General features: G+C 41.1%; 20 protein-coding genes. 7 read left to right on the forward strand and 13 right to left on the reverse strand.

Annotation, left to right across the window (positions count from 1 at the left end; translation table 11 throughout):
• Window positions 1-5: 5 nt before the first annotated feature.
• The 5 genes from folK to sfsA form a co-directional block, all read right to left on the reverse strand.
• The gene (folK, locus tag AN393_RS03300) at window positions 6-491 is read right to left on the reverse strand and encodes a 2-amino-4-hydroxy-6-hydroxymethyldihydropteridine diphosphokinase (protein ID WP_055017309.1); all 486 of its coding nucleotides are present in this window, start codon (window positions 489-491) and stop codon (window positions 6-8) included.
• Between the two features lie 4 nt (window positions 492-495).
• A complete protein-coding gene (pcnB, locus tag AN393_RS03305; protein WP_055015108.1) occupies window positions 496-1,827 on the reverse strand; it encodes a polynucleotide adenylyltransferase PcnB in 1,332 nt (443 codons plus the stop codon).
• Window positions 1,828-2,061: 234 nt separating this feature from the next.
• A complete protein-coding gene (gene gluQRS, locus AN393_RS03310; RefSeq protein WP_055015109.1) occupies window positions 2,062-3,006 on the reverse strand; it encodes a tRNA glutamyl-Q(34) synthetase GluQRS in 945 nt (314 codons plus the stop codon).
• A 16-nt stretch (window positions 3,007-3,022) separates the two neighbouring features.
• On the reverse strand, window positions 3,023-3,466 hold the full coding sequence (dksA, locus tag AN393_RS03315; RefSeq protein WP_004586092.1) for an RNA polymerase-binding protein DksA: 444 nt from the start codon (window positions 3,464-3,466) through the stop codon (window positions 3,023-3,025).
• A gap of 225 nt (window positions 3,467-3,691) precedes the next feature.
• Window positions 3,692-4,408 carry a DNA/RNA nuclease SfsA gene (sfsA, locus tag AN393_RS03320; protein WP_055017310.1) on the reverse strand — a complete coding sequence of 239 codons (717 nt, stop codon included), beginning with the start codon at window positions 4,406-4,408 and terminating at the stop codon, window positions 3,692-3,694.
• Between the two features lie 120 nt (window positions 4,409-4,528).
• On the opposite strand from sfsA, the gene pepB reads away from it, so the two are divergent.
• Both pepB and AN393_RS03330 read left to right on the forward strand, forming a co-directional pair.
• On the forward strand, window positions 4,529-5,824 hold the full coding sequence (gene pepB, locus AN393_RS03325) for an aminopeptidase PepB (protein ID WP_055017311.1): 1,296 nt from the start codon (window positions 4,529-4,531) through the stop codon (window positions 5,822-5,824).
• Window positions 5,825-6,006: 182 nt separating this feature from the next.
• Window positions 6,007-6,573: a phosphoribosyltransferase gene (locus AN393_RS03330; protein ID WP_055015112.1), complete on the forward strand. Its 567-nt coding sequence runs from the start codon at window positions 6,007-6,009 to the stop codon at window positions 6,571-6,573.
• Window positions 6,574-6,709: 136 nt separating this feature from the next.
• On the opposite strand, the gene AN393_RS03335 is transcribed toward AN393_RS03330, so the two are convergent.
• Window positions 6,710-7,366: a Crp/Fnr family transcriptional regulator gene (locus AN393_RS03335; protein WP_055015113.1), complete on the reverse strand. Its 657-nt coding sequence runs from the start codon at window positions 7,364-7,366 to the stop codon at window positions 6,710-6,712.
• Between the two features lie 438 nt (window positions 7,367-7,804).
• On the opposite strand from AN393_RS03335, the gene AN393_RS03340 reads away from it, so the two are divergent.
• Window positions 7,805-8,041, forward strand: a complete 237-nt coding sequence (locus AN393_RS03340) for a YgjV family protein (RefSeq protein ID WP_055017312.1) — start codon at window positions 7,805-7,807, stop codon at window positions 8,039-8,041.
• Between the two features lie 43 nt (window positions 8,042-8,084).
• Here AN393_RS03340 and AN393_RS03345 read toward each other — a convergent pair whose 3' ends face one another.
• From AN393_RS03345 to AN393_RS03370, 6 genes are all read right to left on the reverse strand, one after another.
• Window positions 8,085-8,762 carry a FlgO family outer membrane protein gene (locus AN393_RS03345; protein ID WP_055017313.1) on the reverse strand — a complete coding sequence of 226 codons (678 nt, stop codon included), beginning with the start codon at window positions 8,760-8,762 and terminating at the stop codon, window positions 8,085-8,087.
• Between the two features lie 120 nt (window positions 8,763-8,882).
• Window positions 8,883-10,538 (reverse strand): amidohydrolase, encoded by a 1,656-nt coding sequence (locus AN393_RS03350; RefSeq protein WP_055017314.1) that lies wholly within the window; start codon window positions 10,536-10,538, stop codon window positions 8,883-8,885.
• Window positions 10,539-10,668: 130 nt separating this feature from the next.
• Complete coding sequence (locus AN393_RS03355) at window positions 10,669-10,905, reverse strand: calcium-binding protein (RefSeq protein ID WP_055017315.1); 237 nt, start codon at window positions 10,903-10,905, stop codon at window positions 10,669-10,671.
• Window positions 10,906-10,916: 11 nt separating this feature from the next.
• Window positions 10,917-11,153 carry a calcium dependent protein gene (locus AN393_RS03360; RefSeq protein ID WP_024033183.1) on the reverse strand — a complete coding sequence of 79 codons (237 nt, stop codon included), beginning with the start codon at window positions 11,151-11,153 and terminating at the stop codon, window positions 10,917-10,919.
• Between the two features lie 157 nt (window positions 11,154-11,310).
• A complete protein-coding gene (locus AN393_RS03365) occupies window positions 11,311-11,538 on the reverse strand; it encodes a hypothetical protein (RefSeq protein WP_055017316.1) in 228 nt (75 codons plus the stop codon).
• Window positions 11,539-11,562: 24 nt separating this feature from the next.
• Window positions 11,563-11,796 carry a cag pathogenicity island protein Cag25 gene (locus AN393_RS03370; protein WP_055017317.1) on the reverse strand — a complete coding sequence of 78 codons (234 nt, stop codon included), beginning with the start codon at window positions 11,794-11,796 and terminating at the stop codon, window positions 11,563-11,565.
• A 301-nt stretch (window positions 11,797-12,097) separates the two neighbouring features.
• Between AN393_RS03370 and AN393_RS03375 the strand changes: the two genes are divergently transcribed.
• Genes AN393_RS03375 through AN393_RS03390 form a run of 4 tightly spaced genes read left to right on the forward strand, consistent with a single transcriptional unit; the run spans window position 12,098 to window position 15,888 of the window.
• Window positions 12,098-13,549, forward strand: a complete 1,452-nt coding sequence (locus AN393_RS03375; RefSeq protein WP_055017318.1) for a HAMP domain-containing sensor histidine kinase — start codon at window positions 12,098-12,100, stop codon at window positions 13,547-13,549.
• 4 nt (window positions 13,550-13,553) lie between these two features.
• Window positions 13,554-14,075: a hypothetical protein gene (locus tag AN393_RS03380; RefSeq protein WP_055017319.1), complete on the forward strand. Its 522-nt coding sequence runs from the start codon at window positions 13,554-13,556 to the stop codon at window positions 14,073-14,075.
• Window positions 14,076-14,077: 2 nt separating this feature from the next.
• A complete protein-coding gene (locus tag AN393_RS03385) occupies window positions 14,078-15,427 on the forward strand; it encodes a sigma 54-interacting transcriptional regulator (protein ID WP_055017320.1) in 1,350 nt (449 codons plus the stop codon).
• A gap of 20 nt (window positions 15,428-15,447) precedes the next feature.
• Entirely contained in the window at window positions 15,448-15,888 is a 441-nt protein-coding gene (locus AN393_RS03390) for a DUF1543 domain-containing protein (RefSeq protein ID WP_055017321.1), read from the forward strand.
• Here AN393_RS03390 and AN393_RS03395 read toward each other — a convergent pair whose 3' ends face one another.
• The gene (locus AN393_RS03395; RefSeq protein ID WP_055017322.1) at window positions 15,889-16,116 is read right to left on the reverse strand and encodes a hypothetical protein; all 228 of its coding nucleotides are present in this window, start codon (window positions 16,114-16,116) and stop codon (window positions 15,889-15,891) included.
• Window positions 16,117-16,157: the final 41 nt, after the last annotated feature.

Consider the following 16,157-nt stretch of genomic DNA (forward strand, 5'->3'; position numbering starts at 1 on the left):
GTTAATTACAGAGGTAATTGTTGTAAGTCGTTGAGCGGTAAATCTTGTGCAATAGTTTTTAATGCAATGCCGCTAGGTAAAATCAGTTCTGGGGCAAGTTCTAGTAAAGGGTAAACTACAAACTCACGTTCGCACAGGCCATAATGAGGCACCGTTAAGCGTGGGGTACTAATAATTTGCTGCCCAAACAATAAGGTATCTATATCAAGCGTACGTGGCCCCCAACGTTCGGCTTTTCTTACTCGCCCATGTTCAAGCTCTATGGCTTGTGTTAAATCAAGTAATTGCTCTGGTTCAAGCGCGGTTTTAATACACGCTACGGCATTTACATAATCGGGTTGGTCTAGTGGCCCCATGGGTTTGCTCGCGTAGTAATGCGATACACTTACAAATTCACAATGAGGCAGCTTTTTAAGCGCACAAATGGCGTTATCAAGCTGCTCTTTGGGTGAGTTTAGATTGGCACCTAAACCCAAATATACACACTGCATACAATTACTCAGACGGCTTTTTAGTGGTGCGGCGGCGTGAGCGCTTACGTGGTTTTGGCCCACCTTGATGACCTAGATTCTTGACCATGTCTTTTTGGCCGTTTATATCTTGGCTTAAGTACTGGGTCCACCACTGGGCAAGCTCACTATGTTGTTGCTCACCGGCATCAACGCGTAATAATAAAAAGTCGTAAGCGGCTTTAAAGCGTGGTTGCTGGGTAAGTCTGTAAGCACGTTGGCCGGCACGTTTATCTAGACGTTGCTGTATATGCCAAATGTCGCGAGCGCCTAATGTAAAGCGTTTTGGTACTGCGATATGCTGGGCATTTTCGCTCAGTACTTTATTCATGGCTTGCGCAAAGGCGTCAAAGTAAGACAGCTGTTCTTGTTGTTTAATTTTAGTTGTGCGCTCAAGCAGCGGAAACCACAGTAAAGCAGCAAATATAAACGCAGGGGTGACTTTTTTATCAGCATTAATACGTTTATCAGTGTTTTGAAACATTTGTTGAATAAACGCGGCTTCTAAACCGTCGGGGTTTTTATCTAAAATTTTATCAAGCACTGGAAATAACGACTTAAACAAGCCGTATTGGCGTAGCATTAAATAGTTAGCTTCGGCTTTACCGTTTAAAAACAGCTTTAAAACTTCTTCGAATAAACGCGCTGGCGGAATATTATCAAGTAGGCTGGCAAGCGCGGTAATTGGCTTTTCGCTTTTTGGCGCTATGCTCATATCAAGCTTGGTTGCAAAGCGTACCGCACGCAGCATACGAACAGGGTCTTCGCGGTAGCGTGTTTCGGGATCGCCAATTAACTCAATTTGTTTTGCTTGAATGGCCGCTAAGCCATTGGCGTAATCGTATATACAAAAATCGTTAATCGAGTAGTACAGTGCGTTAATAGAAAAATCACGGCGCTCGGCGTCTTCTTCAATGCTACCAAATACGTTATCACGCAATAACTGTCCATGTTCGCTTGATTGGCTAATTTGGTTTTTGGCTTCTTGCGCTTCGTGGTGCCCACGCATGGTAGCTACTTCTATAATTTCGCGACCAAAAACAATATGTGCTAAGCGAAAGCGGCGGCCAATAAGGCGACAGTTTCTAAATAGTTTTTTAACCTGCTCAGGGGTGGCATTGGTAACTACGTCAAAGTCTTTAGGTTGTTGACCTAACAATATATCGCGAATACAACCACCTACAAGGTAAGCGTCGTAACCACCGTCTTTTAAACGGTAAAGTACTTTGATTGCATTTGGGCTAAATTGTTTACGTGAAATACCATGTTCACCGCGTGTTATAACAACCGGTTCATCACTTGTTTGAGTGCTTTGCACATCGGCATTTGGGCCGATTATTTGCCTGCAAAATTGAAAAAGCTTGGAAATAATAATCTGTCTCCTACAGAAATGATGATTGGCTGGTCATCGCAATAAAAAAGCACCTAAATTAGGTATTATAGTGCGGTGCTTTAAATGTATTGTAAATAGCCTCTATTTAGGCGGCTATCATATACCAGCGCGGTATAAAAATTAAGTTGATGGACTGAAATTAAGCCGTTTTTAAGATTTTTATTTGCTTAAATGCGTAAATTTAGTGCTGTTTGGGTGCTGACCTTGCGAAATTTGAATTTCGGGTATGTTGGGCACTGCAGTTAAGCTAAATTCGTTAATAGCCCATGCAATTAATTGCTCTACAGACAAATCGTGCAATTGGCTATGCACAGGTAAATTTAAAAATTCAAATGCATCAATCAGCGCAGGCTTTGGGTTGTCTGTGCTAATAGCAGGCGCGTAATTTTGTTTAGAGAGTTTAAAGCCAGGCTCGGCTACCGCAAGGGGTAAATGCGCGTATTGGGGAATGGGTGCATTAAGCTGTTTAAATAAACTGATTTGCCGTGCTGTGGGCTCGATTAAATCGGCGCCACGCACTACACGGTTAATACCTTGCTCAATGTCATCAATAACCACCACTAGCTGATAAGCAAATAAACCGTCACTGCGCTTTATTATGTAATCTTCATGGGCTAAGGCACTATTAACAGTAATGCTTCCTTGAATTAAATCATTAAAATGGCATGTTGGATGCTGTTGTCTTAGGCGAAGAGCGCCTTGCTCTGTTGATAAGTTAAGCGCTTTGCAGTGACCTTGGTAAATGCCACCTATAGCTTTTATTTGTTTGCGAGAGCAGCGACAACCATATACACAGTGTTGTTGTATCAGTGAGTTTGTTATCTCTTGATAAAGGGATAGTCGCTGTGTTTGATAAACAACGGTTTCGTCCCAATATAGGCCGTAGGCTTGTAAGGTATTTAGAATATCTGCGTCGGCATTTTTCACCACACGAGTGGTGTCTATATCTTCAATGCGGACTAACCATTTACCCTGATTTACTTTAGCATCAAGGTAGCTGCCCACAGCCGCCACAAGTGAGCCAAAATGAAGTGGCCCAGAAGGAGACGGTGCAAATCGACCGCGATAGTCACGCTTTGGCGTGGTAACGGCTGTAGGAGACATAGTTAACTAATTTTAATTAACCGCGTCCAGCTTGTTTTTCTTTTATTTCTGCAAGGGTTTTACAGTCTACGCATAAATCTGCAGTTGGGCGCGCCTCTAAACGACGAATACCAATCTCGATTCCGCATGACTCACAAAAGCCAAAATCATCTTCTTTAATTAAGATAATTGTTTTTTCAATTTTTTTGATCAGTTTACGTTCGCGGTCGCGAGTACGAAGTTCTAAAGAGAACTCTTCTTCTTGCGCAGCGCGGTCAACTGGATCAGGAAAGTTGGCAGCTTCGTCTTGCATATGCGATTTTGTGCGGTCAACTTCATTACGTAAGTCGTTACGCCACGCTTCTAAAATCGCTTTAAAATGAGCACGTTGTGCTTCATTCATATACTCTTCGCCCGGCTTTTCTTGGTATGGTTCTAAACCGGCTTGAGCCAATAAACCATGTCTTTGTTGGTCTGGCATAACTCTCTCCTAAATCCTTAATTTAATGCCTCAGCATTAGCCGGCGGTATAAATAGCAGAATCTTATACCCTAGGCAAATTTATTTTTTAATTAATCGAATTAGCTTCAACCAGTGTGTTGACTAAAAAGGCTCATATTTTAATTTTGATGCTTTATTAATCGTTATTTCGGTATTTAAACTTGCCTAGTTATATGGGCATAAAGTTTAAAAGCAAGTTAATTTTTTATTTAAAGGCCACTTTCTCACTGAGCGTTACTTCACTTGGCGAAATAGATGCCTTGTAAGCGTATACTTCCACGCCTTTTTTAATCGCCTGGTTTAGTAAATCGCTGTATTTTTTATCTATATGGCTTGCGGCACTCACGGTATTGATACCTTGGTGTAAAACAGCGAACAATAATACTGCTCGGTGGCCTTGTTCGATCATTTCTATTAATTCGCGAATGTGCTTTTGCCCACGCACGGTTTGTGCATCGGGGAAGTAGCCTTGTCCACTGTGGGGATCGGTTTCGCTTAGCAAAGTGACTGACTTTACCTCTACATAGCAAGCGGGTTTATTGTCACTGGTAAGTAAAAAGTCGATACGGCTATTTTCGCTGCCGTATTTTACTTCACTTTGTAGCTGCTCATAGCCGTTAAGCTCTGTAATAACTTGGTTGTTGATAGCCTCTTCAACCACTTTATTTGCCACGGCGGTATTAACACATATTAACTGTGAGAGGATGTTTTGAGTAAGCTCTAATGAATGCGGGTATTTTCGTTTACTGTTATCGCTGGTTGAATAAAACGCATTAAAGCCAGGCTCTGCGCAACCTGTCATTTTACCGGTGTTGGCGCAGTGGGCGGTAAATTCAGTTCCATCGTTAAGTGCTAGGTCGGCTAAAAAGCGTTTATAGCGTTTTAATAACGTGGCGGGCTGTAAAACGGGGGTGTATTTCATTTAAATTCCAATGCTAAACGCGGCTAGCACGCTGGTTTATGTTATTTATCTCAAGCTGTTGGGAACTTGTACTCACTATAGTAAACTCGGTGGCACATTTAAGTGTAAGGGTATTCTAACATGAGTGAAAAATTTGTTGTTCAACTGAGCGAACAAGCAGCACCAAGCCATTGGGGCGAAAACGCGACATTATCTTTTAATGAGCAAGGTGCCACGGTTCATTTATCTGAACAAGAAACATTAAAAAATGTTCAAAAAGCAGCGCGGACAATCGCAAATCAAGGTGTTAAACAGGTTGAGCTTGCGGGCGATACTTGGTGCACTGAAAGCCAATGGGCTTTTTATCAAGGCTTTGTAACACCTAAATCACTAGACGGGGTTAAGTTTGTTGATAACGCACAATCAGATCTAAACGAGCTTGCGCATTTAAAAGCCTCAGCTACGTGGGCAAGAGAAATGGTTAACGGTACTGCCGATGACATTTACCCTGAGAGCCTTGCCGAAAAAGCCGCAGAATTTATACAATCGTTAGCGCCTGAGCACGTAAGTTACCAAATTATTAAAGGTGATGCGTTATTAGAGCAGCAATGGATTGGTATTCATGCAGTAGGCCGTGGTTCTGAGCGTCCACCCGTTTTACTTGAGCTTGATTACAACCCAACAGGCGATGAAAACGCGCCGGTAAGTGCCGCGCTTGTAGGTAAAGGTATCACGTTTGATTCTGGCGGTTACTCAATTAAATCGAGCGAAGGTATGCTAGGCATGAAGTGCGACATGGGCGGCGCGGCAACCGTAACAGCGGGTTTAGCGCTTGCCATTAACCGCGGCATAGAAAAACGTATTAAGCTGTTTTTATGCTGTGCTGAGAACTTAATTTCGGGCCATGCTTACAAACTAGGTGATATTTTAACCTATAAAAATGGTACTACGGTAGAAATTGTTAACACCGATGCTGAAGGGCGCTTAGTACTTGCCGATGGCCTCATGGCTGCGGGCGAAACTGGCGCAGAGCTAATTATTGATGCGGCAACACTAACCGGTGCTGCATTAGTGGCTGTAGGTCAGGAGTACAATGCTTTATTTGCCCTTGATAAAGAGCTGGTTCGCGAAGTAGAAGACTTTGCCTCGCAAGAAATGGAAGCCGCATGGCCTCTACCTCTTGAAAAATGGCACCAGCAAAACTGCCCATCACCATACGCTGATACGGCAAATAGCCGCGCTCAAAAAGGCGGTGGTTACGGCGGCGCTTCAAATGCTGCAGGCTTTTTATCTCGCTTTGTACCAAACGATGGTAAAGGTTGGGTACACATAGATTTAGCTGCTGCATTTAATATGGGTAGCACTAGTCAATGGGCAGCCGGTGCAACAACGCAAGGAATGCGTACAGTAGCTCGTACATTGTTAGAAAAAGCTTAATAGTACGTAACTAAGCGTTTAATACATAAAATAGGCACCCATTGGTGCCTATTTTGCTATTTGCAGGCAAGCAATTTATTTTTATTTACGGTAAAATCCTTCGCCAATACCTGTTTGGGTGTTTAATTATTGGCTAAAGCGTCTACACTCAAATGTTATACTCACCACTGGGGTTCTAAACTATGTCAGATAAGTGCTACATCACAGCTCAACAGCTACTTGAAGATTCATTCCGCGTAGCGGCACAAGTTTATAAAGATGGCTTTCGTCCAGACTTTATTATTGGTATTTGGCGAGGTGGTGCACCTATTGGTATTGCTGTGCAAGAATACTACGATTATAAAGGCATTGAGACGGACCACATTGCGGTGCGTACGTCGTCTTATTACGGTATTGGCAAGCAATCTAAAGAAATAAAAGTACACGGTTTACATTACATTGTAGAAAACGCAAATGCAGGTGACTCACTGCTTATTGTTGATGATGTGTTTGATTCTGGGCGCAGTATTTTTGCATTAAAAGAAAAGCTTTCTGAACTTATGCGTTTAAATCTACCTCGTGATATTCGCGTAGCATGCCCTTACTATAAGCCAAAAAACTCAAAAGTAGACATGGTGCCAGATTACTTTATTCATGAATCAGAAGAGTGGTTAGTGTTCCCGCATGAGTTATCGGGTTTAACGCCAGATGAAATCATTGAAGGTAAATCTGATTTAGTAAACATCCAAGATATTTTATTAGATAAGTAATCGCGACAGGGCTAAGTGGCGAATTAAACTACACTGATGTAAGTATTTTCGGCCAGAGTTAACGCTTAACTAATTAATATTACAAAAAGGCCCTTAGGGCCTTTTTTTCTGATTGATTTTTAAAAGGTTGCGTGTTTTACAGCTGCGCAAAACTGTCTACATAATCACTCAAGCTTTGCGTATCGACCGCTTTTAACCCGTGAGAGCTGCGTTGTACTAAGCCTTTTTCGACCAGTTCAGTCACTACGCGGCGATAAGCTCGCTCAGTGGTTGCAAAGCGCTCAGCCTCGGCGTTAACGGTTGGGTATGCGCGCAATAGCGTAGGATTATTGTTCTCAGCTCGTAATAAGCAGTCTTTAGCAATGTTGTAGCTTAAAGGTAGTAGTAGCTTATCTAAATTAACTTTTTGGTTTTCTTGGAACTTTGCTGCAATAGTCTGCGCTGTATACAAGCTAAGCTCTGGCTTTTCGAGTAGTAAAGCTCGCCAGTGACGAAGCTCTATCAAGTTATAAGTTACATCACTAAAACAGGTCACTGTATAAATACAGGGATTATTGTTAAGCGCTTCTATTTCACCAATTAGCGTATTATTGCAATCTAATTGGCCTAATAATAGGCGGCGTCCGTTACCTACATCATAACTAAATGAAATAGTTCCGCTGCGCACCAACACAAGCTTACTTAGTGGTTGATCTTGGTGGATCAGCACTTCTTTTTTTGATTGTTGGTAACTACTCCCTGCAAAAGTGAGTAGTTGTTCAACAAGATAACTAGAAAAATGGTATTGAAACATCAATATGCTCTTCGGACAATTGTCCTATTTATTACACCTTAATGACGATATTATTAAGGCTCTAAGAATTTACGCTAACTTGCTACTGTATTTAGCCTTGCTAAGTACGTAATACCTTCATTTCCCGTGTAATGATTTAGGAAGCTATTGGCTACAACCAATATACTTTTTAAGGTTTTTAAGCAAGTTAGTTTTTTTATTTTATACCAATGCGCTTAATTATGTGATCTATTTTGAGGTTGGGAGAACGTAGTCTAGCTAGGCAAAAAATTCGCTATTTAGTTGCTCTAAATGAGAATTTTTTAACGCAGGTAGCGACACGTTTAGCCCCGCAAAATGATTGAGTATTATTGCGCATTGGTATTAAACGTTGCAACACTGAGAAGTGCCACAAGTTAGCATTAGTGTAATGCTAACCTAAAGGGTAGGAGAGAACAATTGAGTTGGGAATATTTAGGTTATATTGCATCAGCTTTATTGGTTGCATCGTTAACCATGACCGATGTAGTCAAGCTGCGTTGGTATAATATGTTTGGCTGTATCGTATTTACGGTATATGGTGTAGCTATTGGCGCGGTGCCTGTAGCGCTTACCAATGGCTTATTAGCAGTGGTCAATGTGTATCACCTAATAAAATTGTACCGAGAGCCGAAAGTAAAAGAAGCCAAAAGTTAAAAATTCAAAAAAGGGTTAACGTTTAAGTTAACCCTTTTTTATTTTAAAGCACTGCGTCTAATAAAAGACCATCAGTTCTGCGTGTTGGGTAGAGTGACTCAACGATAAAACTTGGAATAAAGCCTTTCGCAGATGAAACCACCACTTTAGATTTAGCGCCAATAATACGAGCATTAACAATTACACCGCGATTAGTGTAAGTTAAAGTGCCTGTTAAAGTGTATTCGATATTTGGGTAGCCTTTAATTTCTTTACCGTTGCGACTAAACGAGAAGTCACCTAATGGGGTTACATGCACCGCGCCGGTGTGCTTGTAATCAACCACAGACAAACCAAACTCCTGCATTTCAGTAATAAAGCTTTCAGCTAGATGATTACCAAATATATTAGTGGTTTGTAAATTGTCATCTAAATTCACAAAAGATGTAATTGCAACAGGGGTACCACTGTTGATGTAGTTCATATTTTCAATTAGCTTCATTGCCAATTGTTCTGTGTAGTTACTTAGTAATTTGCTGCTGTTAATAGGGCGGTAGTTGTTTTCAGGAAACTGCCAGTTATTTACACGTGGTTGATGAACGTCTGAATAGCGGCTGTGTGCGTTATGGTGGCCAATATTATTATGAGGTGCGTGGCCATTGTAAACTGGGTGAGTAGAGCATGCACAAAGTGATAAAGTAAAAAGAGTCGATAAAGTAAGGGATATTTTTTTAGATAACATGTTTTCTTCCTGAAACATAAGAGGTTTTTAAATTCCCCCAGTTATCGACATACTTTTTAATTACTTTAGTAAATATTCATAATAAATTCATTTATTTTTAAAAAGCGCCTACTTTGTAAGCTATTCTTTTTTAAAGCGTAATTTTCCAGCAATCCAAGTCTGTAAAACCTGCGTTTTATAAATCTCATCGACAGGAACTTTAAAGTAATCTTTGTCTACTAATATGAAGTCTGCCCACTTTGAGTTTTCTAAGCTGCCTATTTTAAACTCTTGGTGCGCTGCATACGCGCCGCCAAGTGTAAATGCTCTTAGGGCTTGTTCGCGGCTAAGCACTTCAGCGGCGCGCCAACCGTTTTCAGGCAACTTATTATGATCCATACGGGTAATAGCAGAATACAAACCATCAAAGGGGTTTGCTAGTTCCACAGGGTAGTCAGAGCCTGCAGCAATCACAGAGCCTTGCTTTAAAAATGTTTGCCATGCATACGCACCTTGTAGCTGATCATCGGTTAAGCGCTGCTCAGCCATATGCATATCGGAGGTAGCATGCACAGGTTGCATAGATGGAATTATTTTTAGTGCTTTAAAACGTGGTATGTCATCAGGGGTGACAATTTGTGCGTGTTCAATACGGTTTCGCAGTAACATACCGCCCGTTTGCTTAAACACATTTTGATAGGCATCCAGCACCACTTTATTGGCTTTATCACCAATTGCATGGGTATTCGCGCTAAAACCATTTTTAAAACTTAAAGTAAATAATTCTTCCAACTTGGCTTGGGTTTCTAGCATCAGGCCGTGGTGGTTTTTTCTATCTGCGTAGTCATCAATTAGTGCAGCCCCGCGCGAGCCTAATGCGCCATCGGCATACACTTTTACACTGCGAATAGACATAAACGACTCAGCGTCTTGGTAGCGTCCCGCTTTAAGCATGTACTCTAAATCGGGGCTGGCAGCACTGAGCATCGCGACAATTCTTAGTGGTAAATCACCTTGCTCGCTGCGCGCTTTATAAACTTCCCAGGTGGTTTTATCAATACCGGCATCGTGAGTAGAGGTAATACCTAAGCTAAGTAAATGGGCGCCTGCGGCATCTAACGAGTCGCTTATAGCTTGTTTTGAAGGGGCGCTCATATGCTGGGTAATTAGCGATTCTGCTTTATCTATAAAAATACCGGTTGGATTACCAAATTCATCTTTAATGATTTCGCCGCCATCAGGCGCTTGAGTGGCTGCGGTAATACCGGCCAGCTCTAAGGCTTTGCTATTAACCCAAATTGCATGGCTGTCAACGCGCGAAAGCACCACTGGGCGGTCATTAACGACCTTATCTAAGTCTTTAGCGGTAGGAAAGCGCGTGTTGCTCCACAGCTCTTGGTTCCAGCCTCGGCCTAATAGCCAGCCTTGTTTATTTTTCGCAAATTGTTCTAACTTTGCGGTTATTTCCTCAACCGACTTAGCACCACGCACATCAAGTTGCGATAGGTTGTCGCCAAGACCGATCACATGGCCGTGGGCGTCAATTAGCCCTGGCAGCAACGTATTGCCTTTGGCATCAATGAGTGTGGCATCTGGAAAGGTGTTTTTAAGCGTATCATCCCCAGTTTTTACGACTTTGCCGTTTTTAATTACTAAAGTGGAAAATGTGTGTATACCGCCTTGATACAAAGGCGTATAGCCATTAGCGTTATAAATAACCTGCGTTTGAGCGATGCTAGTGCAGCTTGCAAATAAACCAGCAAGCAATAGTGGGTTGAAAAGTTTTTTAAGTTGCATAAGTTAGTTATTTTTTATTGTTAGTAAAATAACACTAGCAAACTCACTTTTAGAATACCAATATGTTGAGGTAGATAGCTTAAAAGCGTAAGGGCTGTTAAAAATTTAGCGCTTACGCATATAAAAAGAGTTACTTACTGGCGTATAGGCCATATTCAGAAAGGGTAAGTCTGCCGTCTTTATCTTTATCATAACTTGAAAAACGCGACCATAGAGCGGGGTCAATGGCGGTTTCTGAACGGGTTAAAAAGCCATCTTGGTTACGGTCAAACTTTTCAAATTTATCGGCAATTTCTGTACTTTGGCCAAGGCTTACATCGCTAAAAATGCCCAGCGCAACAAGCGCTAAATAGCTTACGGTCTTCATATTTATACTACTCAGTAAAGGTTATTGGTTAAATAGTCTTTAAACTCAAGAAGCGAGATTTGTTTGTCTTGGTTTTTATCCCAGCGAGTAAAGGTGCTGAGTAGCTGAGGCTGAGGCTCTAACTCGTCTTCAGTTAAAAAGCCGCTTTTATTGGCATCAAGGTGATCAAAACGCTGTTTAACATCTAATGCAACAGCATTAAAACTGATCATGGTAATAGCGATAACACTAAAAAAAACACACTTCATGGTTTTCCTTCCAACATACAGTGTTTGTAGATTAATAAAAAAAGCACTTGCCATAATTTAACTTCCCAACAATAAATCCGTTTACACATTCCCTCAGGGATTATGGCAAATGCTTTTGAAACCTACTTTACTAGGTAAAAGCTTAAGTAAAACTTAATTATGGTTTAAAGTTTTGAAACTCTTCTTTAGAAATTTTCTTGTCTTCATTTTCATCCAAATCAGCAAATTGCCTCATTACTTCTTTATCTTGCTTTGCTTCTGCAAGTGATACTGCTCCATCCATATCTTTGTCTAAATGAGCAAAGCGAATATTTACAGAAGAGGCTAAAGCCGTGGCGCTAATGGCTAAAAACATTAATGCAAATGCTGCGATAAGTTGTTTCATAATCATGTTCCTTATTAAATGAATTTACTGAATAAACTTTTTGAATTCACTTAGCGATAACTGACCATCTTGGTTAGTGTCTATTTGTGAAAAGTTTTCGTGTAGTACGGCATCTTCTCCCGCTTCTGATTCGCTAAGTGTGCCGTTACTGTCTTTATCTAGCTCATTAAATGTAGCTTGAACGTCCATAGCTATTGCATCTGTGCCCATAAACCTAAAAGCCAGCATGGGTAAAATTACTAAAAAGCGGTTGTTCATTTAATTTCCTTATTGATTAAAGTTGCACTCAATATTACAAAAATAGTGCCAATTTAAATAAGTATTTAAAATCAGTGGTTTATGGTTTTTATGAAGCGTTTGTCGGAATTTTTTACTTAAATGTGTGTTATTTTTGCAACAGACGGTACGTACTCTCTGTACTTAACATAGTTATCAATGAGTTAGCATGTTGCAAAATGGCAACAGGTGGATATATTGGGTTAAATATAGAAGTTGATTCAGCGAGAGTATAAGGTAAGTAACTAAAATAGGGCGCTTAAAATAATAAAAGGAAATGATAATGCCTGTAACGTTGGCTAAAAAGTATCGTGCAATGCTCAATTGGCGGCCTAACTTAATAGGTCAGTTTATTATTAGCATGCTGCTGTCGTTACTGCCACTTAGTTTAGTGGTGATTGTTTTTTTAAATGCGTTAAATAAACAGCTCGCTGTTACCCAGCTTATTGTCAGTAATAATTACCAAGTTACTAAGTCGTTCAATTTTTTAAAGCAAGAGCTAAATAGCCTAGAGCGAGCTACTCGCCAAAATTGGGTTTTAAAAAGCGAGTCGCTCGACACGCTAATAAACGAAAAATGGCAATCCTCCTTACAAACAATCGACACGCTCAGCCAAAAAAGTACCTCTCAGCAATACACTATGCAATGGCGCCGCTTAGCAGCAACCTTACGAAGTACTCATCAAGCGCTAATTGAAAACAACCAACAAGATGCAGCATTGTTCGTGCCTATTAGCGATTTAGTAGCAGAGCTTACTGTGTGGTTGCGTGATACAAATGCGGCGCAAATTCAAAATAATCAAAATGAGCTAAGCACTTTGCAAAGCTCGTTTATTAACTGGTTAGTGGCGCTTATTCCGCTTACTTTACTGGTGGGCGGGGGCTTTTTATGGCGCATAAGCAAACGTTTAAAAGGGCTTACGTCGGTAATAGATAAACTAGGGCAAGGCCACTGGCAGCAAAAAATAGCGGTGCAAGGTTCCAGTGAGCTGGTGGAGTTGGGCGAAAAACTACAATGGGTGCAAGAGCAGCTACATATGCTCGAGCAACAAAAAGATACCTTTTTACGTCATGTAACCCATGAGCTTAAAACGCCGTTGGCTTCAATGGTCGAGGGCACCGATTTACTTCGTGATGAAATAGTGGGGCCCATTACAAAAGAGCAGCAAGCTGTGCTTGAGCTTATTAGCCAATCAATGGTGCGCCTGCGCACTATGATTGACAGCTTACTTAGTTATAACGCTATCAGAACCAGTAAAGACAGTGTTAGCGAGGTCGAATTTGGTAATTTAATAAATAAAATAAACAGCCATTTTGAGCACCGTTTAACGGCTAAGCAGCAACGCTTAAATTGGCACAACAGCATAATAAAACAGACACTTGCATTACCCGCAGAGCTAATAGAAATGACCCTTATTCAGCTCATTTCTAATGCGTTAAAGTTTTCAAATACAGGGCAAAGCGTTGATGTAACCTTAGCGCTTGAGCAAAAGCGACTAACAATACAAGTGCGCGATGAAGGCTGTGGTATTAAAGAGCAAGAAAAAACCCAAATATTCAGCGCATTTTACCAAGGTAAGCATAATAAAGATGTTACGCTGCAAGGCAGTGGCCTAGGTTTAACCATAGTAAAAGAGTCGGTTGAGCAGTTACAAGGTCAGCTCAGTGTTGAGCATAACCAGCCCAAAGGCTGCTTATTTACAATAAAAATACCTTTAATTAATCAAGGAGTTTAATAGCATGCGTACGCGTTTAATAGCTATTTTATGTGTGCTCAGTAGTGCGGTTATTTTAGCTGGCTGTGAAATAAATAACACGCAAACAGCAGCTGTGTCACAGGAGGTTGCGCCTGCAAAAAATGCGGTGCCAAATCCTAAAAAGCGTCCTAAAAGTGACCCCGTTTACCCCAGCGCAGCACGTGTTGTTGCATGGCATGCTAATCAATGTGGTGGTTTTAAAGTAAAACCAAGCCTACACACTTATTTAGGTGAAAAAGAGCTAAAACGCTTTTTTAAATATATGTGTATTAATACTTCAAGCGCACCCGAAGAGGTAATGGCACGCTTGCAAAAACTCGATTTAGCCTACTTTTGGCCAGAGCCTATTAAACAATATTTATGGCTTCAAAAGCAGCATGTTACTCGGCAAATCAATGCGCTAAAAGAGCAGCAGGCGTTAAATGACAAAATGCAGCAAACGTTATCGTCTTTAGCCACCATAGAGCAACAGTTATTACTACGCGAAGACACGAAGGAGCAGTAATCATGGCAACACACACAGCACAAGGTGCAAAAGTATTACTTGTTGATGATGATGCAAGTTTACTTAAATTACTCGCGCTAAGAATCGAGTCTAAAGGGTACGAAGTAACTACCTGTGAAAGCGGCATACTTGCATTGCAAGTTCTTAAAAGCCACGTGTTTGATGCAGTTATAACAGACCTGCGTATGGACGAAATGGACGGCATGGCCTTACATCGCCAATTACAAAGCCGCTACCCAGCACTGCCGGTAATAATGATGACAGCGCATGGCTCTATTCCCGATGCGGTTGAGGCGACAAAACAAGGTATTTTTGCGTTTATTACAAAACCGGTAGATAAAGATGAGCTTTTTGATAGCCTAGCCAAAGCCATTGAAATACATGGCGTAAACGCAGAAGAGTCACCTCAAAAAAGTAATATAGTCACGCGCAGTGGCGCTATGTTACACCTGCTCGAGCAAGTTAAATTATTGGGGCCAACCCAAGTAAATGTGCTTATATCTGGTGCTAGCGGTACAGGTAAGGAACTGCTGGCTCAGGCGATTCATCAACACAGCCATGTAAGTGAAGGGCCTTTTGTGGCTATTAACTGTGGTGCAGTGCCAGGGGAGCTTTTAGAGTCAGAATTATTTGGCCATAAAAAAGGCGCATTTACAGGGGCGGTGAAAGATCACCAAGGTTTGTTTCAGCAAGCGCAAGGCGGCACCTTATTTTTAGATGAAATTGGCGATATGCCGCTTAACTTACAGGTTAAGTTACTGCGTGTACTACAAGAAAAAACGATTCGCCCCGTAGGCTTTCAAGACGAAATTCCTATTGATGTGCGTATTGTATCGGCCACGCATAAAAATTTACCCGATGCGATTAGCAATCAACAATTTAGGGAAGATTTATACTACCGACTAAATGTTGTTAATTTAAAATTGCCGCCGCTGTGTGAGCGCCGCGAAGATATAAGCTTGCTTGCCCAACACTTTAGCGCAAGTATTGCTAAACGTATGAACCAAAAAGAAAAGCGCTTTGCAAACGATGCCATGCATGCACTGGTACGTTACGACTGGCCTGGGAATATTCGCCAGTTAGAAAATGTTGTAGAGCAAGTGGTCGCATTAAGCGCCAGCGAGGTAATTTCTGCACACTTAGTGTTAAACGCACTTAACTCAAACGAGGCCAGTGCAGAGCCGCTTTCTTTAAACGATGCCAAAAAAGAGTTTGAGCGCGATTATGTGATAAATACCCTTAAAATGGCCGGTGGTAACGTAGCCGAAGGCGCAAAACTTGCCAAACGTAATCGTTCGGATTTTTATAAATTAATAAAAAAACACAATATTGATGTCGATAATTTAGTGTAATTTAAAAGTAAGGTAATTAAATGCAGTTATTTATGGTGTATTTAGGCGGGCGAATTCAAGGCTGCCACATAGAAATGCACGATATTCGCTTTGTTGTAGGTCAAAGCATTGAGCAAACCTACTCAAAACTAAAAAGCCAATGGGTGGGCGATAAAAACAATGTGCATATGGACAGCTACATGGCAGTTAACCATATAGACGGTTATAAAGTAGAACTCGTTGATACTTACGTTGAGCAACACGACTTTGCCTTGTATGTTGCCGGTAGCCCAGCAGAGGCCAAGCAGCGCGCTAAAAGCGATTTGCTTGCAGGGCTTAGCCATATTCATAAAGATGATTTACATGATGTAGATGACTGCTTTGCTATAGATTTACTCGACAGCCAATTAAATATCAAGCTTACGCCAAGTGGGCATGCTCAGCCAATAAAGCCTGATTGGTTTGGGTATTATATTCTTTAATTAGGAGTCTTGCTCGCTTTGCTCATTGGCTTCGCTTTTAGCCGCCATTTTAAATGCCACAATAACTAGGGTAAACATCGCAAAGGGTAGCGCTGCCAACATGTATTCAACCATGTTGCTATCTTGAAAGTTAGCCTGTAGTAAAAAGTGTCCCGCCACGCACATTACAATAACCACAAGTAATATAGGCAGTAGCATAAGTTCTTTTTTTGATGAATGATTTTTCATTGAGTATAAGGCTGCGGCTTTAAATAAAGCGCTATTGTAAT

The sequence above is a fragment of the Pseudoalteromonas sp. P1-25 genome, assembly GCF_001401805.1.
GTDB lineage: Bacteria > Pseudomonadota > Gammaproteobacteria > Enterobacterales > Alteromonadaceae > Pseudoalteromonas.

Excerpts from the sequence above, each read along its gene's own strand:
- folK (WP_055017309.1), bottom strand. The coding sequence starts at position 491 with ATGCAGTGTGTATATTTGGGTTTAGGTGCCAATCTAAACTCACCCAAA.
- gluQRS (WP_055015109.1), bottom strand. The coding sequence starts at position 3,006 with ATGTCTCCTACAGCCGTTACCACGCCAAAGCGTGACTATCGCGGTCGA.
- dksA (WP_004586092.1), bottom strand. The coding sequence starts at position 3,466 with ATGCCAGACCAACAAAGACATGGTTTATTGGCTCAAGCCGGTTTAGAA.
- sfsA (WP_055017310.1), bottom strand. The coding sequence starts at position 4,408 with ATGAAATACACCCCCGTTTTACAGCCCGCCACGTTATTAAAACGCTAT.
- pepB (WP_055017311.1), top strand. The coding sequence starts at position 4,529 with ATGAGTGAAAAATTTGTTGTTCAACTGAGCGAACAAGCAGCACCAAGC.
- AN393_RS03330 (WP_055015112.1), top strand. The coding sequence starts at position 6,007 with ATGTCAGATAAGTGCTACATCACAGCTCAACAGCTACTTGAAGATTCA.
- AN393_RS03335 (WP_055015113.1), bottom strand. The coding sequence starts at position 7,366 with ATGTTTCAATACCATTTTTCTAGTTATCTTGTTGAACAACTACTCACT.
- AN393_RS03345 (WP_055017313.1), bottom strand. The coding sequence starts at position 8,762 with ATGTTATCTAAAAAAATATCCCTTACTTTATCGACTCTTTTTACTTTA.
- AN393_RS03350 (WP_055017314.1), bottom strand. The coding sequence starts at position 10,538 with ATGCAACTTAAAAAACTTTTCAACCCACTATTGCTTGCTGGTTTATTT.
- AN393_RS03355 (WP_055017315.1), bottom strand. The coding sequence starts at position 10,905 with ATGAAGACCGTAAGCTATTTAGCGCTTGTTGCGCTGGGCATTTTTAGC.
- AN393_RS03360 (WP_024033183.1), bottom strand. The coding sequence starts at position 11,153 with ATGAAGTGTGTTTTTTTTAGTGTTATCGCTATTACCATGATCAGTTTT.
- AN393_RS03365 (WP_055017316.1), bottom strand. The coding sequence starts at position 11,538 with ATGAAACAACTTATCGCAGCATTTGCATTAATGTTTTTAGCCATTAGC.
- AN393_RS03370 (WP_055017317.1), bottom strand. The coding sequence starts at position 11,796 with ATGAACAACCGCTTTTTAGTAATTTTACCCATGCTGGCTTTTAGGTTT.
- AN393_RS03375 (WP_055017318.1), top strand. The coding sequence starts at position 12,098 with ATGCCTGTAACGTTGGCTAAAAAGTATCGTGCAATGCTCAATTGGCGG.
- AN393_RS03380 (WP_055017319.1), top strand. The coding sequence starts at position 13,554 with ATGCGTACGCGTTTAATAGCTATTTTATGTGTGCTCAGTAGTGCGGTT.
- AN393_RS03385 (WP_055017320.1), top strand. The coding sequence starts at position 14,078 with ATGGCAACACACACAGCACAAGGTGCAAAAGTATTACTTGTTGATGAT.
- AN393_RS03390 (WP_055017321.1), top strand. The coding sequence starts at position 15,448 with ATGCAGTTATTTATGGTGTATTTAGGCGGGCGAATTCAAGGCTGCCAC.
- AN393_RS03395 (WP_055017322.1), bottom strand. The coding sequence starts at position 16,116 with ATGAAAAATCATTCATCAAAAAAAGAACTTATGCTACTGCCTATATTA.